Genomic DNA, 15,980 nt, shown 5'->3' on the forward strand with positions numbered 1-15,980 from the left:
AGCCGCCTTGCGGCAGTTCGTCATATGGCAATCAATATGTTGAGAAATGACACTTCACGCAAAGCAACTATCCGAAGGAAGACCAAAATGGCCGCGATGGAAATTGGTTACTTAGCGCAAATTCTTGTTGCAAATTTAGGTTTTGGGTAAAAAGTGAGCATTCACGTTCTCACCTCACCCTGTCCTACATAAGAGATTATTTGGTATCAAATTTATTGAGAACTATACTTCTCATTAACAAACACATTACAATGCCGTATCTCAGTCTAATTTAAGTAGGGTCGTATTATCCAATAGACTGAGGCATAGGAATCTAATACAAATGGAGTATATTTATGACAACTTTTTACCGTTCAACTATTGCTGTGTTGATATCGTTATCACTAGCTGCATGTGGCAGTAGTGATAACAAAGATACTCCAGAACCAGAACCAGAGATCCCGGTGGTTGAGCCGTTACCGACTGAGCAAATTGATGTACAAATTGGTGCTAATACCATTCAAGCACTCAAAGAGTCAGTTGTGATAAATAACCTTGAAGGCGAGCCAACACGTGTTGAGCTAGAAGCGTTTAAAGGTATTCCTTATGCAACAGCGGCTCGATTTGAGCACAGCACCTTAGCAGATATTGGCGAGATAACCGATGCTACCGAATTTGGTGATGCCTGTCCGCAATTAGCCTTGACCAAACAAGCTCAATCTGAAGAGTGTTTAAACCTCAACATCTGGCGTCCTGAAAATACCGTTGAATCTGCTGATTTGCCGGTATATGTGTTTATTCATGGTGGTGATTTTGAATTTGGTTCGGGTTCAGATCCTGTTGTTCAAGCTGACAACGTAGTTGCACAAGGGGCTAACGATGGCCAACCTTTTATTGCGGTGAGTTTAAATTATCGCTTAGGTATTTTAGGCAGTTATTGGCTTGATGGTGCTAAAAATCCACAAGGTGGTAACTTTGGTTTAGGCGATCAAAAACGTGCGCTTGAATGGGTGCACAACAATATTCGCGCCTTTGGCGGTGATCCAGAAAAAGTCACCCTTGTTGGTCAAGGTGCGGGTGCGATGTCGGTGGGCATTTTGCAACAAACTGAAACTGAGGAAGTTATCAGTAGTACCTACTTCCAACGCGCCATCATGCAATCAAACCCTTATGGGTTTGATTACAAATCTTATAACCAAGCAAAAACTTATCAAGGTAAGTTACAAGCTTATGGCGATGAATTATTTGGCTCTACAGCTGCCGTTTCGCTTAATGACTTAACCCTTGAACAAATTATGCAAGTGCAAGAAAAAGCACTCAACCCATTAGCAAAAATTGGTGCATGGTCAGGGCTTGACTGCATTGACCTGGATAATTTAGTTGGTAGCGGCTTGTGTTTTACATCAAAATTAAGCGCAGAAATCACACCGTTTGCTAACATGAAACCTTTTGCTCCTTATATGGACTATCGCCCAAGAGGGGGGATTTTTGAGCCAGAAGTGAAAGGTTATCATTTGCAAGCACAGCCTGCGTTAACGGCGCTAAATGTACCGACGGTATTAGGCTTTAACACCAATGACTCTAGAACTGTGTCATTTGTACCTAGCTTAACATCGCTGATCCCTACTATCATTGAGTTGATTGAGCAGCAAAATAATGCACCAGAAGACCCAGATGCCGCCGCGGCCGATATTGAGGCTTGGTTAGCATCGCAAGATAACTTGGCATTATTAGAGCAACAGTTAATGGGGTTGACGGCTGACGAGATTGAAGCTCAACTTGAGTTAGGTGATATTTTACCGAGTACCGCTTATGAACCTATTACCCGTTTTTTCTTTGGTTTAGGCAATGGTGAATTAATTGATAACGTGTTCGCATTAACTGACTTTTATCCGAATGCAGAAAATGAATTAACCGGTGCGACGGGTAATATGGCGCAATTTAATTTGTTAACCAATGACATGTTATTTAGCGGTCCTGCGCATGTTAAAGCTAAGCAAACTAGCGACACAGCAGCGCAATCGGTAACATTATACAATTTTGATTATCAACCAAGTTTTAATGTGTGGACCACCAGTAATGATTCAACCAGCTTTGAACTTGGAACATTGATTAGATCAATCAGTTGTATTGGTAAAATGTGCGCGGGTGCTGAGTTACCGTTTGTATTTAATAAGCCTTACACTGTAACCGGTAATAAGGTTACCCCAAGTGAGTCTGATGCCGCGTTAATGGATAAACTATCGCGTTTATGGTTTAGCGATGCCTTGTTTGACAATTATCAGTTTACTACCGCAGATGACAGTGTGTTAGTGATTGGTGCCGACGCCAGCATTCAGACTGAAGCTGATTGGGATAGAAGAAAACAAGCGGGTCTTGACCCAGAATTAAGAGATGGTCGCTTATCTGGTCTAGAAAGCTTAGGTTTAATACTTGGCTATTTTGATAAGTAAAATACCTGTCAGTGTTAAAATTACGGCTAGCAAACGCTAGCCGTAATTTTATTCAGCATTATTGTAAGGAAGATAATGATTTTTCACACTTTTAGTAAATGGATAACTACGACAGTATTTACCGCCGCTATTTTAGTGCTAACAGGCTGCGCATCATCATTTCCAGATGTTGAAGCCGACTTTGAGGCTGACTACAGTTCCCCTAGATATCCTGCACAGCTTTATTTAATTCCAGCAGCTGATGAAGCAATAGCACGCCGAATTCAGTTTGTTCAACAAGCGCAAAGCTTTATTGATATGACCTATTTCTCATGGAACAAAGACACTTCAGGTTTAATGCTGTTTGCTGAGATCAAAGCTGCAGCAGACCGAGGGGTAAAAGTTCGCATCACTCTTGATGATTTATTAATATTCAATGAAAAATGGATGGCAGAATTAGCCCATCATCAAAATATCGACATTCGCATCTTTAACCCTTTTAATTCCCGTGGCATGGGCTGGATGGGGCGCGCGATGGACTTTCAAATTCATCAGCAACAGTTAGATAATCGGCTACATGAAAAGTATTTCAATGTTGATGGCCACACTATGGTGTTAGGTGGCAGAAACATTGGCGATGATTATTTTGGTTATAGCACCGAAGCTAACTTTTTTGACTTTGATGTTGTATTCAAAGGTGAAGTGATTGCCGCCTTTGAAAATAATTTTAATATGTTATGGGGCACCAAGCACCTGGTGCCAATTGAAATGTTAATAGAGGTTAAGCAAGCTGGCGAGTATACGGTGTTTGATGCCACCTATGAGCAACACGTTACCGAGCGCCCAGATGTGTTTAATGCCATTAACGTTAAAGTGAACAACTTAACGGTGATTAACTATACCCCTGCTTTGGTCATGCCTGTATTTGACTCTTTAGCTAAAATGCAGGATGGCAAGCCGTATTTTAGACGCCGAGTCGAAAATATTATGAGTGAGCCGGTAAATAATGCTAAAAAAGTTTTAATATCAACGCCATACTTAATTCCTACTAATGGTAAGTATGCGATGCTTGAAACATTAACCGCTAATAATGCAGATGTGACAGTGTTAACTAACTCATCGGCTTCAAATGACTCTGGTTTTATTCCGGCTTATTTTGAAGAGCACCGTCCAGTATTATTAGATATGGGCATTAATCTTTATGAATATAAAGATGGTGCTATTCATGATGATCATTTTTATCATGCAGATACATACTTCCATAATAAAACCTTTGTTTTTGATGACTTATATTCTTATATTGGCTCATCAAACTTTGATCCGCGATCAGACTTCATTAATATCGAATTTGGCATGTTAATTCAAAGTCCTGAGTTTGCGCAGATTTTAGAGACTTATTTGCTGAGTCATAAAGACGATCTTTACTGGCATGTCACCAAGCAAGCCGATGGCAGTATTCGCTGGAAATCCGGTGATGAGGAGTATGACGCTTCACCTGGCTATAGTGGTTGGCATAAATTTCCCGACTGGCTTATTCGCAAGTTAAATATCGAGTATGAGCTGTAACCTAACGCTCTGTATTACAGCATAACCACGCACAATACCTTCAACGTTTGTGGTTGTGCTTTAGCTTATTCCCCCTAGCTATGCAGGGCTATCGCATGAGTGATTGGATTTTATACAAATCGTGAAAATTTATTTAACGAAACGCCGTGAAATCATCCATGATGGCCCAAATATAAAACAATAACCGCGTCCATGCGGTTGATATTCGTTTAATAAACGTCTACTAATTGAACGAAAAGTATTCGCGATCTCACCCTACCTAGCTATGCCCCTTCGCAGTTTTATTTTTGTCATGTTTGATAATGACCAGCCGCATTCCATCCTGTGCTCTATGCACCATTTTTAGCAGCTTAAAAATCTAGCTTCAATAAAAGGTACAGCCCTTGGCTTAGCGCTATTTGGGTTCAATCAGAAACTACCATATCACTGCAAAGCCTGTGAAATGGCATTTGTCAGCTTGGAGCATTCTTTGCTTTGTTGTTAGGGTCAGTTGATCTTTTAAGGTTGTTTTGCAGCGAATTGTTGGCCATTTATACAAGGCAGAGGCTTTGCAGTGTAGTTATTCTAGATAATAAGCCGATAATGCAGTAAAAATGGCCAACAAGCGCTGTCCGAAGGATTCGGCTAAAAACGAATGACGCTTTGTTGAGTGAACTTTTTGCGAACAAAGAGTGTTTAGATTGCTAGGCACTCTTTGTTCGCCGCGCTTAATTCGTTTTTATCTCGAACAAAACTTCACCAGCAAAGATCAACAGACCCTTGCGTAAATAGTATATAGTTAACATCGATATTGGGATGTAATGGCAGGGAGTTTTTGCATGACGATAGTTAATTTTTCATCAAAACGATTAAGTCGCAAAGTGATTTATGATTGTGATGGTATGGTATTAAGGTATTTTACTGCCTTATTTTCACCAATGAACACTCTGTTGTTATTGCTCTGTTTGAGCAATGGGGTCAATGCAAATCAAGAGTTGGTATTAAAAACAACACCAGTTCAAGGCTCTGTATTACAAGTACGCATACCAATGGACCAGGACTTGACTGAAAACCATGTTTCATATTTTCCGCAGTTGTTGGCATTGGCGTTAGACAAAACAATTTTGACAGATGGACCCTATAACATATCCTATCTCAATGAAAAATATACTACTAATAGGCTGATTGCTGAGCTTTCCAAAGATACCCATTTACTCAATGTCATGTGGACCGCAAACAGTATTGAACGTCAAGGGCAGCTCCGTCCAATTAAAGTCTCTATTTTAAAGGGACTCAATAGCTACCGTATTTTTCTTATTCGAAAAGATGATTACTCAAAGTTTCAAGAAGTTAATAGCTTAGATGATTTGAGAGGGTTTGTTGCTGGGCAAGGGGCGCAATGGCCTGATGCCGATGTTTTGGTGGGCAATGACATGCCATTGATCACTGTGGCTCAACCCGACTCTTTATTCCCTATGCTAGCGAATAAGCGTTTTGATTACTTTCCGCGAGGGTTATATGAAATTTGGTCAGAGCAACCAAATCATGCTAGCAAAGGTTTAGTCATTGAAGGCTCGTTGCTGCTGAACTATCCATCTCCCATTTATTTTTTTGTCAATAATAACGATATAGCGTTAGCAGACCGTATTGAACGCGGCTTAGCTATTGCCATCAGCGATGGCAGCTTTGATGAACTGTTTTTTAGTTTTGAGGGGTTTAAGAAAGGCTGGGCTGAGTTACATGGTAAAAGTCGTAAATTGCTGAAATTAAAATCAGATTTTCAAGATCAAGATTAGGGAATATATTATAACGCGCGATCAAAAATGTTTTTGTTAGTTATTCGTCCTAATTTATTCAATGCGTTAAGAGTGACATATTTATTGGGTTAATAATCTAAGAGCAATCTATAGAAATATTTTGAAAGAATATTTATCACAACCATTTTAACGAAATTGAGAACAACTGCTGCCCGTAGGATTCGGCTAAAAACGTTTAACTCTTTGTTGAATGGTTTTTGCTTAGATGGCTAGGCATCAATCTATTCGCCTCATTTAAAACGTTTTTTAAATGGAACAAAACTCAACCAGCAAAGATCAACAGGCCCTCGCCATTTTCTAATAAATAGAATGTTTTTACGCATTTTATGCAATTTATCTTCAACTAAATAGTCGATAAAGTGGAGGCAATACACTGATACACTGTTGTGTTAGTGAGGCTATTTAGAGGTCAATATGAATATCATCAGTAAGACTCAGGCGCGACCAGCGATGGACGGTGATGGCGTAAATATTAAGCGTGTCGCCGATTTTGGCCAGCAACGTTTTGACCCTTATTTAATGCTAGATGAAATCAAATCTGATGATAAACAAGATTTCATTGGCGGGTTCCCTCCGCATCCCCATCGCGGCATCGAAACCTTCACCTATATAATGAAAGGCGGTTTTGAACATCGTGATCACATGGGTAATGTTAAAGCGATTCGTGCAGGCGATGTGCAGTGGATGAGTACTGGCAGTGGCGTTATCCATTCAGAAATGCCGCTAGCGGATGCCAATGAAGGCTTACATGGTTTTCAAATCTGGATAAACATGCCCGCGAAAGACAAAATGCGTCCGGCTATTTATCGTGATACTACGATGATCCCAAATCCATCGCTTGTTCACGCCAATGGCGCTTCACTTACCGCTTTAGCGGGCACTTGGCAGTTTGCCGATATGCGTGATTCTAGTATCACCAATACCAGTATTGAAGGGTTGGCGGGTAATGCCGCCATCGCGGATTTAACGCTACCGGCCAATAATCAGGTCGATTTGGCCTTAAACCACTTTGAGGCGGTTAATGTTTACCTGTATCAAGGCACGTTATTTGCCAACGTTGACGGTGAAACGAAATCATTTTCAGCTGGCACTATGCTGTGTATAAACCCACAAATGTTAGCAACATTTCAAGCTGGGGTAACGGGATTAGGGTGTTTAATTTTGGCAGGAACTCCCATTAAAGAGCAGATTGTGCACATGGGGCCTTTTGTGATGAACACCCAAGCTGAAATTAACCAGGCGGTAGAGGATTATCAGCAAGGACGTTTTGGTGCGTTATCATTGAGTTGATGTTTAATTGTGCAAATTTTAGCGTGACGAAAAACAATGATGCAGTAATGTAGACTGTTTATTGCTATAATTAGCGCGTTCCGGCCAAAGCCATTTGCTTTGGCCTTATTATTTTCCGTTAGCTTTAAGCACAGGATATTCCTTTGAGTCAGTCACCTTCGCAAGTTGCCCGTCAGGCATTTTCATCATTAAACTTAAAACCCGAGTTATTAGATAACCTTAGCACTATGGGCTATGACTCTATGACACAAATTCAAGCCGAAAGTTTGCCGCCAATTTTGGCGGGTGATGATGTTATAGGCCAAGGAAAAACTGGCTCTGGTAAAACCGCAGCTTTCGGTTTGGGATTACTCAACAAGCTGGATGTAAAGCGTTTTCGTATTCAAACTATGGTGCTGTGTCCCACCCGTGAATTAGCCGATCAGGTCGCTAAAGAAATTCGTACTCTAGCCCGTGGTATTCATAACGTTAAAGTGCTGACATTATGTGGCGGCGTGCCGATGGGGCCGCAAATTGGCTCGCTTGAACACGGTGCTCACATTATTGTTGGCACCCCAGGGCGTATTATTGATCATTTAGATCGTAACCGCTTGGACCTCAGCAATGTCAATATGTTGGTATTAGACGAAGCCGATCGCATGCTGGAAATGGGCTTCCAAGAACACATTGACGCGATTATCGATCAAACTCCGCATGAGCGCCAAACACTGCTATTTAGTGCGACGTTCCCAGAGCAAATTCAGTCTATTGCTGAGCGTATCATGTACAAGCCTGTGATGGTTAAAGTGGAATCTACCCACGACAATTTAACGATTGAACAGCATTTTTACCGTATTGAAGACAACCAAGGTCGCTTAGAAGCCTTGCGTTTATTACTGCTTGATAAGCAACCAGAAAGTGCCGTTGTATTTTGTAATACCAAGCGTGAAACCCAACAGGTTGCCGATTCATTACTTGAGTTTGGCTTCAGCGTATTAGCGTTACATGGTGATTTAGAACAACGCGATCGCGATCAAATGTTACTGCAGTTTGCCAATAAAAGTGCGCGTATTCTGGTGGCGACCGACGTTGCTGCCCGTGGTTTAGATATTGATGCTTTAGATGCGGTATTTAACTATCACTTAGCCTATGACAGTGAAGTGCATATTCACCGTATTGGCCGCACAGGTCGTGCGGGGAGTCATGGTGCCGCTTACAGCTTTTTTGGCGAGAACGACGGCTACAAAATGGCAATGATTGAAGAAGCGCTCAACAAAGATATCGTTGCCGCGACTTTGCCTCCATTAAGTGCATTAAACAAAGCACCGCTACAAGCGCTAATGCAAACCATTCAAATTGAGGGCGGTAAAAAGCAAAAAATTCGTCCAGGTGATATTGTTGGGGCATTAACGGGTGATAACGGTATTGAGTTTAACGATATTGGTAAAATTAAAGTGACCGATATTCGCGCCTATGTTGCGGTATCTCGTAACGTCGCGCAAAAAGCGATGTCGATAATCACCAAGGGTAAATTAAAGGGCAAGTCTTATCGTGCTTGGTTTATGTAACCAAGCCTTGATTAGCTACCCCTGTTAACACCCAAAAAGGAGCATTTAGCTCCTTTTTTTATGGCTTTAAACTCTCTATCACAATGTTTAGTTGATACTTTGTTTAAACTCGGCCTTGGTATTTTCATTGGCTTTACTGTACCAATAATCAAGCATTTCACGGATCTCAGCTTGATCCTGTTCAATGGTTTTTGGCTCCACAACACTTTTGGATGTGGCAATTGGGCTAGGGGGTACCAGCGAAACAGGTGCAACCGTCGCTGCTGTGGTTACCCCTTGTGGTGGAGCAATACTTACCGGCGCAACGGGCACTGCAACGGCGTAAGCCGAGGCAAATTGGCTTACAGCAGCCCCTTGTTGAGTTTGATTATAGGCCGCAAGTTCCTGCTGGTAATTGCGACCGAGTTGTAAGCCATTTTTAATTAATACATCGGTTTGGATGGCAATTGGGCCGCTGGCACTGTTAATGACAATCTTGGGTTGTTGATTAAAACGGCTGGCCTGTTTGGCCTGGCTGATGTTGGGTAGCACAAGCTGGTAGGATGTATTTTCGGCGTTAAATCGGATAATGACTACCTCTGACTCAAAACGCTCCATACTGCCACGGTCGCGATATGATCCCGTGTAACGTAAAGCCAGTTGGTTAACGCCCTCAGCTAAATCAAGAGTATTCTCTGCTTTAATGGGTTGACCATTAACGGCAATAATATCTGCCGTGCTTGGCAGGGTTAAGGAACTAGCCATTAGCATAGGGCTGGTTAAACCCACCGAGAAAACTACTGCCGTAAAAAGCTGATTCATATATGTATCCTGCACGTGATTATGTATATGCGATATTGGGTTATAGCATAGAATAACCTTAATCGTCTGTAAGTCACCTTATCTCTTTGCCTGAGTTGAGGTTAATTCATTACTATTTTTAACAGGTTTTATCTCACATGACGCCAGCAATTAACTTAGTCAAAAAGCATCGCCTTAAGTTTACCGTGCATGAATATCAGCATGATCCTGCGGCGGTCTCTTATGGTTTAGAGGCCGCTGAAAAATTAAACGTGGCTGCTGCATGGGTATTTAAAACCTTAGTGGTCGAAACCGATACTCACCAACTAGCGGTGGCAATATTACCGGTAGATCAGCAGTTAAATTTCAAAAAGATGGCTAAAGCGTTGAAAGTGAAAAAAGTGCAAATGGCCGAGACGACTAAGGTTGAGCGCACAACAGGATATGTATTAGGTGGCGTGAGTCCGCTAGGGCAAAAAAAGCACTTAGCCACGGTTATCCACCAAAGTGCCGCCAGTTTAACAGACATGTATATTAGTGCAGGTAAAAGAGGGTTAGAGCTGCAAATGACGCCAACTGATTTACAGTCATTATTAACGGCGAGTTTTAGCGACATCGTTAATGATTAACGCCATTATTATGCTGGAGACCATTAATGCTGTTCTATCGCTATTGGCGGTTCAAGTCACCTTATAAGCCACACTATTCAAATTGCGGCCTAAGTGCTTCGGGCAAATTGAAGGTGACAGCCTGATGCGTTACAGGGCAGGTAAACGCAAACTCACAACAGCAAAGTTTTAAATCAGGCGCGTCACTATGGGCATTACCGTGTAAGCGATCGCCAACTACGCTATGGCCTAGGCTGGCCATATGAATACGAATTTGATGTTTACGGCCAGAGGCTATCTTTACCCGTACCTTTGACTGATCAAGCGCGGCATTGTATTCCAGTAAAGTGGCGTAGGATAACGCCGGTTTACCATCAACATCGGTTGCAATTGTTTGGGTTGTTTCAGCAAAACGGCCATGCACAATTACTTGATAAAACTTATCTAGTTGGCGTATTTCAAACAACTTCGCTACAGCTGCCGTGGCTTTTTTGGTGTGACCGATAATAATCAAACCAGATGCTGCGCGGTCTAATCGATGAATAATATAAGCACTGCGTTGCGGCTCAGTGTTTAGCTCAATATAACGATTAATCGTAGTATGGTCGCTCCACTTTGACGCCTGACAACGCAAGCCATAGGGTTTGTACCACAAGCTATATTCACCTTGGTCAAACATCAACTGCGCTGCAGCAGGAACTTCGGCTAAAATATGGCTGTTGTAATAAAGATGAATTTTATCGCCCACTGACAATGCCTTTTTAGCACGCCGTAAACGATTAACCTGTTTTCCGTGGGTGTGCCACACCGCCCCTTTTTGCATTGCCTGTTTAATCACCTGCTTCGACAAACCCGACTGCTGTGACAATAAGGTCACGGCATCCAAAGCGGTATGTGTGATATCAATGTGGCATTCGATAGGGGTATCAGCTGGTTGAGGCAAATCTGGCATAGGGCTCATCATCGTGAAAATCATATAGCGTTATTTTACGTGATTTTGTCACTAAAAAGGCATTCAATTAATAATAATTCAAGTCGCTTTATGGGCGAGATAAAACAGCGTAGCATGAGCGCCATTATCGATTGTGATGTTTGGAGTATACGTTGGACCATTTTGTTTGGAATTTAGACCCTGTTTTGGTGTCGTTTATGGGGTTGACCGTACATTGGTACGGTGCATTATTTGCCACCGCAATAGCAGCGGGTTTTCAGGTAATGAAAAAAATCTATCAAGCTGAAGGCTTAGATTTAGAATCACTCGATAACTTTTTGGTTTACTGCGTTATCGGTATTATTGTTGGCGCGAGATTAGCGCATTGTGCCTTTTACGACCCGAGTTACTTCTTAGCCCATCCGATGAAAATATTCGCTATTTGGGAAGGTGGTCTCGCCAGTCATGGCGGCGGACTAGGGGCAATTTTGGCCTTGTACTATTACAAGCGCAAAGTGGGTTTACCTTTCTTATTTTTACTTGATAGATTGGCGATTGCCACGGCCATTTTTGGCTTCTTTGTGCGGATGGCCAACTTTGCCAACTCAGAAATTCTAGGTGAGCCAACAGATAAACCCTGGGGTATTATTTTTGAACGTATTGATATGCTGCCGCGTCATCCGGCGCAGTTATATGAGGCCTTAGCTTACCTGTTTATCTTTATTATTCTGGTGATCTTGTATCGTACATCTCAATTGAAACAAAAACACGGTGGCCTATTTGGACTATTTTTAGTGTTAGTGTTTAGTGCACGTTTTGCGATTGAATCGGTTAAGGTCAGCCTAACTGCTTATAGTGAAACCTTGATGACAGCGGGGCAGTGGTTAAGTGTGCCATTTTTAATTGTCGGTGTTGTATTACTTGGCCGCGCTATGATGGCAAAAAGTGACTCGGTAACAAAAGCTTAGCTACAGCGATTAATCGTTTTAGCGCAATTCAGGCAGTTTTGTGTATTAAAGTGCGATAACTTTAAGCACTTTTTTCCACAATACGATGGCACCTTAAAACGTTTTGTTCCAAAGAGTCATTCAGGTAATTGATTACAAACAGATAATTGCAATAAGATGATTGCAGTGAGATGCTTGCAGCCAATATAGATTGGCTGCAAGCATGGCTTACTCAATAATCTACTCGAAGTATCCTACACGGCTTGTATGCTCGCCTGAGCGTGAGCGAACTTGTATGGCGTCAGATAAGCTTATAGGCTGATTATACACTTGCCAGTTTTCACCATTATCTAGGCTGTACTCAATTGCTAATCCTGGTAATTGAGTAATTATATGCACTTGATTGTCAATACGTTTGGCACCAGGAATTGGCAAGTAAAAGCTTACCCCAGCTTCCTCAAGCTTTGGATACTCTTTCAGCGCTAGTACACTAGCAAACTCAGCCCATTGGCGCGTTTGCGTTTGTTGCTCACCGGCAGGAACAGTATTTTGATGCCATCCTCGCTCTGCTAGAGCAATAATTCGCGGGAAAATCATTTGTCCTAATTGTTCTGGAGTGCGAATTGTTTCGCTCCAAACTTGTCCTTGAATACCAGCAATGTTCTCAGGCTTGTTGAGCGGAGGTAAAGCGCGTCCAACTAGGTCTTCTAAGTTATCAATTGGCTCACCCGCACGGGTGAAATCCGCGTTGGCGTATACATCGTCAGGAATGAAGTTAAATACCTTTTCGACATCGGTATAGCGCGCTGCCCAATATAATCCTCGTTCTGCAGGATCTGGCTCTTGTGGATGATCAAAGTACAGATGGGTGCCCATAGAAAGAATTGAATGATAGCCTTCATTTGCGAGTCGATAAGCGCGGTCCGATACGCCCCATTCCCAAATATTATCCCAGGCATTAACGTAGACTTTCTTATTAGGAAATTGATCGATAGGGAAGGGGGTTATTGTGTCAAACATAATACCATCCTCCCATAGTGCAATATTTAGCCCGCGTGCGGCTAATACTTCTGCTGCACGACGAGTGAAATAGGCTTTAAGATCTGCAGGGCCTTTTACGCCGCTATCGGCAGCTTGGTATAATTGATTACAAATAGGAGACGCGGACCAAGAGCCTACGCCGACTTCATCGCCACCGATATGGATATTCGTGAGCTTTAAACCTGCTTGACGGTACATTTGTTGAAATTCATAAGCCACTTTATCGACAAAATTATAGGTAGAGTCCATACACACGTTGATGGAGTTGTCGTTAAAGAACTGTGCTGTTGAGTAAACGGATTTATCCAGTGGGTCAGACAACAGATAGGCATTAGCTCCTGCTTTATCGCCGGACTTTATTAACTTATCGTGCCTCAGTTCCATCGCCTTAATTGCTGCGCGGGCATGACCTGGCATATCAACCTCTGGGATGACTTCAATATGCCTTTGCTTGGCATACTTAAGAATATCGATAAACTCCTCTTTGCTGTAAAAGCCATTAGTTTGTGAGGTTTTAAAAGGCCCCGAGCCTCTTGTTGGCAACATACATTCAGTTTCAGATAGGTCAAAACAGCGCTGGCTACCTAAATCTGTCAGCTCTGGTAGGCCGTCAATCTCTATTCGCCAAGACTCATCTTCGGTTAAGTGCAAATGTAACTTATTGAGTTTGTAATGTGCCATTTGGTCGATGAGTTTCTTGGTGATTTCCACGCCATGGAAATTACGGCTCATATCGTACATAAAGCCACGCCATTCAAAATGTGGAGCATCGTTGGCGCTAAGTTGAGGTAATTCAATTTGAGGCTGAGTGCCACTTGGTGTCAAACTCAATAAACTTTGAATAGCATAAAAGACACCCGCGTTATCTGCACCAATAATGTTAATACGATTTTTTTCAATGTCTAAACTGTAACTTTCAGGCTTCCAGTTTTCATCACCATTATAAATAGATAATGAAATAAGGTTTTTATCTTGGGCTGGTAGATGGTTTGGGGTGATTTTTAGCGAGCCGTTTAGCTTATTATCTAGCGTTTTTGATAGTAAGTGAGCTTCTGATTTTAAGCTTCCTTGGTAAGATATTTGCCAATCAGCAGTTAATAGAGTGCTAGCGCTACGGTACTTCACCTTATTGGGGGTCGGGATTATCACTCGCTTGGCAGCGTTTTCTGTAAGCGCATACTTTTGAGTAGGACTATAGCGGTCATAACGCCATGTGCTGGTAGGTTTTTCCCAATGATCTTTAGGCGTATTATAGCGTTGGTATTGCTCAGGCTGATTGAGTGGCTTTATGTACTTGCTGCTATCTTCGGTATCAGTAGAGCTAAAAATTGCAGGGGTAAGTGAGTGTTGAGTAATAAAGCTTCGCGGCATAAAGTCGCTATAAGAAGATGCCCAGTTTTCGGCTTCAAAGGGAATCGTCAGCTTATCACCAGCTTTAAGGCCGTTAAAGTTGACTGTCGGGGTGATTTTATAAAGATCCCCTTGGACAAATTGAAATGCCAATCCTTGGGACTGCTTAGTCAGAATAGGGCGAATAACATTGGTATAAATCACCCAGTCAGCTATGCCTTTAGGTAAATCAACACTAGATTGATTGATTAACTCAATATTGGCGAGGTGCGATTTATCGTCATTATGATAGTTATCGACCACTTGCCATGACCAGCTTGTTTTGTCGGCAAATTCGTTTAGCTCTGTTTGGCTAAAATTGGCGAATGCGTTAAAGCTAGAAAGGGTAATAGCTAAAGGGATTAATCTTGTTAAAGTACTCACTTTTTACTCCTAATTTTATGATTTTATAGTTTGGAATGCATTTTGAGTCGTCCACTAAATCGTGATTAGTTTTTGCTCCACGACATCGTAACTATTTATATTCAGGACAAATCCGCAGTTTATTTTTTACAAAATATTTAAACTTTTGTATCTATACGTCAGATTGACAGCGCTGTCAATTTGTTGTTAAAACGCTGTTGGTGAAATGTAAATGCAAAAAAAAAGCTAGAGCAATCGTATATGCGGCATTACCATATTATATGGCTCGCTTACCAATTTAGGTCCTTTAATACACTTAAAACGCTTTAGTTATCTTGTGGTTGCTAAAAATCGTTACTCAACACTAATTAACTTTCTAACGGGCGAACAAAAAAGTGGTCAAGGCGATATACGCCTGACCACTTTTTTATGCTAATGACAATTATGTCGATAACAATCTAGTTTCGCGTGCTTGTGAGCCGCTATGACTATTTAAAATTCATTTAACTTTAAAATCACTTCAATTTAAATATCACTTCAACGCGATCGCTCACGGTCACTTGTCCTTGCTGATAACCCTGATTGGCGTCACTCGATTCTGCCGCCATTTTGTACTGTACTGGTTGAATAGGGTGTTGATCAAAGTATCGAATTTGCCACACACCATCGACCTTTTTATCAAATCCTTTGGCTAACGATTGGGCTTTTTGCTTGGCATCTTCAATCGCGGCTTGGCGAGATTGTTCGATAAAGTCTGCACGCTTGCTTGAGGTTAACTCAATCGAGTTTACGCGGTTGATGCCTTGCTCTAATGCACTGTCTAATAAGTCGTTAAGCTGTTCAAGTTGCTTAACGGTAATGGTCATTCTGCGGCTGGCTTGATAGCCTTTTAATTTAGCGGGTTCATTTTTTTGGTAATGATATTGCGGGTGTAAGCTTAAATTGGCACTTTGAATATCACTTTTATCCACGCCAGCTTGCTTCAAGCGGCTTAAAAACTGGCTAATGGCTTTATCTGAGGCATCTTTAGCCGCTTTTGATGTTGGCGCGTCTACCACCACTTCAATATTAACCACTGCCATATCGGCATCTATCACTATTTCACTGGCGCCTGAGGTTTCAATGTGGGGAAAGTTGTAATCGGCGGCAAGACCAGGTAATGCAGTAAAGGTTAGCACTGAGGTTAATGATGCAAGGGCAAAGGTTTTAGTTAGTAATGTCATAAATGTACTCCACAAAAAATAAAGATATCGACCAGATTTACAGCAAAGTGCGGCCGACTGATAAATGATTTGTGGATATAAACGACGC

Annotated in this window: 11 protein-coding genes and 1 pseudogene; 8 read left to right on the forward strand and 4 right to left on the reverse strand. The window is 41.8% G+C overall.

From position 1 onward, the window contains the following. Positions 1–6 precede the first annotated feature (6 nt). The 6 genes and pseudogenes from ORI98_RS04590 to dbpA all read left to right on the forward strand — a co-directional run. A pseudogene (locus ORI98_RS04590) lies at positions 7–150 on the forward strand (ISAs1 family transposase); the annotation flags it as partial. A gap of 185 nt (positions 151–335) precedes the next feature. Then, positions 336–2,432 (forward strand): carboxylesterase family protein, encoded by a 2,097-nt coding sequence (locus ORI98_RS04595; protein ID WP_306134424.1) that lies wholly within the window; start codon positions 336–338, stop codon positions 2,430–2,432. Between the two features lie 75 nt (positions 2,433–2,507). After that, entirely contained in the window at positions 2,508–3,977 is a 1,470-nt protein-coding gene (locus ORI98_RS04600) for a phospholipase D family protein (RefSeq protein ID WP_306134425.1), read from the forward strand. An 818-nt stretch (positions 3,978–4,795) separates the two neighbouring features. Next, positions 4,796–5,752: a hypothetical protein gene (locus ORI98_RS04610; protein WP_306134426.1), complete on the forward strand. Its 957-nt coding sequence runs from the start codon at positions 4,796–4,798 to the stop codon at positions 5,750–5,752. A 435-nt stretch (positions 5,753–6,187) separates the two neighbouring features. Then, positions 6,188–7,063 carry a pirin family protein gene (locus ORI98_RS04615; protein ID WP_306134428.1) on the forward strand — a complete coding sequence of 292 codons (876 nt, stop codon included), beginning with the start codon at positions 6,188–6,190 and terminating at the stop codon, positions 7,061–7,063. Positions 7,064–7,290: 227 nt separating this feature from the next. Then, positions 7,291–8,610 carry an ATP-dependent RNA helicase DbpA gene (gene dbpA, locus ORI98_RS04620; protein WP_371931118.1) on the forward strand — a complete coding sequence of 440 codons (1,320 nt, stop codon included), beginning with the start codon at positions 7,291–7,293 and terminating at the stop codon, positions 8,608–8,610. 87 nt (positions 8,611–8,697) lie between these two features. On the opposite strand, the gene ORI98_RS04625 is transcribed toward dbpA, so the two are convergent. After that, positions 8,698–9,411, reverse strand: a complete 714-nt coding sequence (locus ORI98_RS04625; RefSeq protein ID WP_306134429.1) for a DUF2057 domain-containing protein — start codon at positions 9,409–9,411, stop codon at positions 8,698–8,700. Positions 9,412–9,548: 137 nt separating this feature from the next. Here ORI98_RS04625 and ybaK point away from each other — a divergent pair, with 137 nt between their 5' ends. Next, on the forward strand, positions 9,549–10,019 hold the full coding sequence (ybaK, locus tag ORI98_RS04630; protein ID WP_306134430.1) for a Cys-tRNA(Pro) deacylase: 471 nt from the start codon (positions 9,549–9,551) through the stop codon (positions 10,017–10,019). Positions 10,020–10,092: 73 nt separating this feature from the next. Here ybaK and ORI98_RS04635 read toward each other — a convergent pair whose 3' ends face one another. Continuing rightward, complete coding sequence (locus tag ORI98_RS04635) at positions 10,093–10,950, reverse strand: RNA pseudouridine synthase (protein ID WP_261297053.1); 858 nt, start codon at positions 10,948–10,950, stop codon at positions 10,093–10,095. Positions 10,951–11,102: 152 nt separating this feature from the next. Here ORI98_RS04635 and lgt point away from each other — a divergent pair, with 152 nt between their 5' ends. Then, complete coding sequence (lgt, locus tag ORI98_RS04640; RefSeq protein ID WP_306134431.1) at positions 11,103–11,897, forward strand: prolipoprotein diacylglyceryl transferase; 795 nt, start codon at positions 11,103–11,105, stop codon at positions 11,895–11,897. Between the two features lie 219 nt (positions 11,898–12,116). Here lgt and ORI98_RS04645 read toward each other — a convergent pair whose 3' ends face one another. Both ORI98_RS04645 and ORI98_RS04650 read right to left on the reverse strand, forming a co-directional pair. After that, complete coding sequence (locus ORI98_RS04645) at positions 12,117–14,690, reverse strand: family 20 glycosylhydrolase (RefSeq protein WP_261297051.1); 2,574 nt, start codon at positions 14,688–14,690, stop codon at positions 12,117–12,119. 494 nt (positions 14,691–15,184) lie between these two features. Continuing rightward, the gene (locus ORI98_RS04650; protein WP_261297050.1) at positions 15,185–15,892 is read right to left on the reverse strand and encodes an oxidative stress defense protein; all 708 of its coding nucleotides are present in this window, start codon (positions 15,890–15,892) and stop codon (positions 15,185–15,187) included. Between the last annotated feature and the right edge of the window lie 88 nt (positions 15,893–15,980).

The sequence above is a fragment of the Shewanella sp. ULN5 genome (genome assembly GCF_030731885.1).
Taxonomy (GTDB): Bacteria; Pseudomonadota; Gammaproteobacteria; order Enterobacterales; family Shewanellaceae; genus Shewanella; species Shewanella holmiensis.

What these genes read in the sequence shown, in the direction of transcription:
- ORI98_RS04595 (WP_306134424.1), top strand. Translation starts at nt 336, where the DNA reads ATGACAACTTTTTACCGTTCAACTATTGCTGTGTTGATATCGTTATCA.
- ORI98_RS04600 (WP_306134425.1), top strand. Translation starts at nt 2,508, where the DNA reads ATGATTTTTCACACTTTTAGTAAATGGATAACTACGACAGTATTTACC.
- ORI98_RS04610 (WP_306134426.1), top strand. Translation starts at nt 4,796, where the DNA reads ATGACGATAGTTAATTTTTCATCAAAACGATTAAGTCGCAAAGTGATT.
- ORI98_RS04615 (WP_306134428.1), top strand. Translation starts at nt 6,188, where the DNA reads ATGAATATCATCAGTAAGACTCAGGCGCGACCAGCGATGGACGGTGAT.
- dbpA (WP_371931118.1), top strand. Translation starts at nt 7,291, where the DNA reads ATGGGCTATGACTCTATGACACAAATTCAAGCCGAAAGTTTGCCGCCA.
- ORI98_RS04625 (WP_306134429.1), bottom strand. Translation starts at nt 9,411, where the DNA reads ATGAATCAGCTTTTTACGGCAGTAGTTTTCTCGGTGGGTTTAACCAGC.
- ybaK (WP_306134430.1), top strand. Translation starts at nt 9,549, where the DNA reads ATGACGCCAGCAATTAACTTAGTCAAAAAGCATCGCCTTAAGTTTACC.
- ORI98_RS04635 (WP_261297053.1), bottom strand. Translation starts at nt 10,950, where the DNA reads ATGCCAGATTTGCCTCAACCAGCTGATACCCCTATCGAATGCCACATT.
- ORI98_RS04650 (WP_261297050.1), bottom strand. Translation starts at nt 15,892, where the DNA reads ATGACATTACTAACTAAAACCTTTGCCCTTGCATCATTAACCTCAGTG.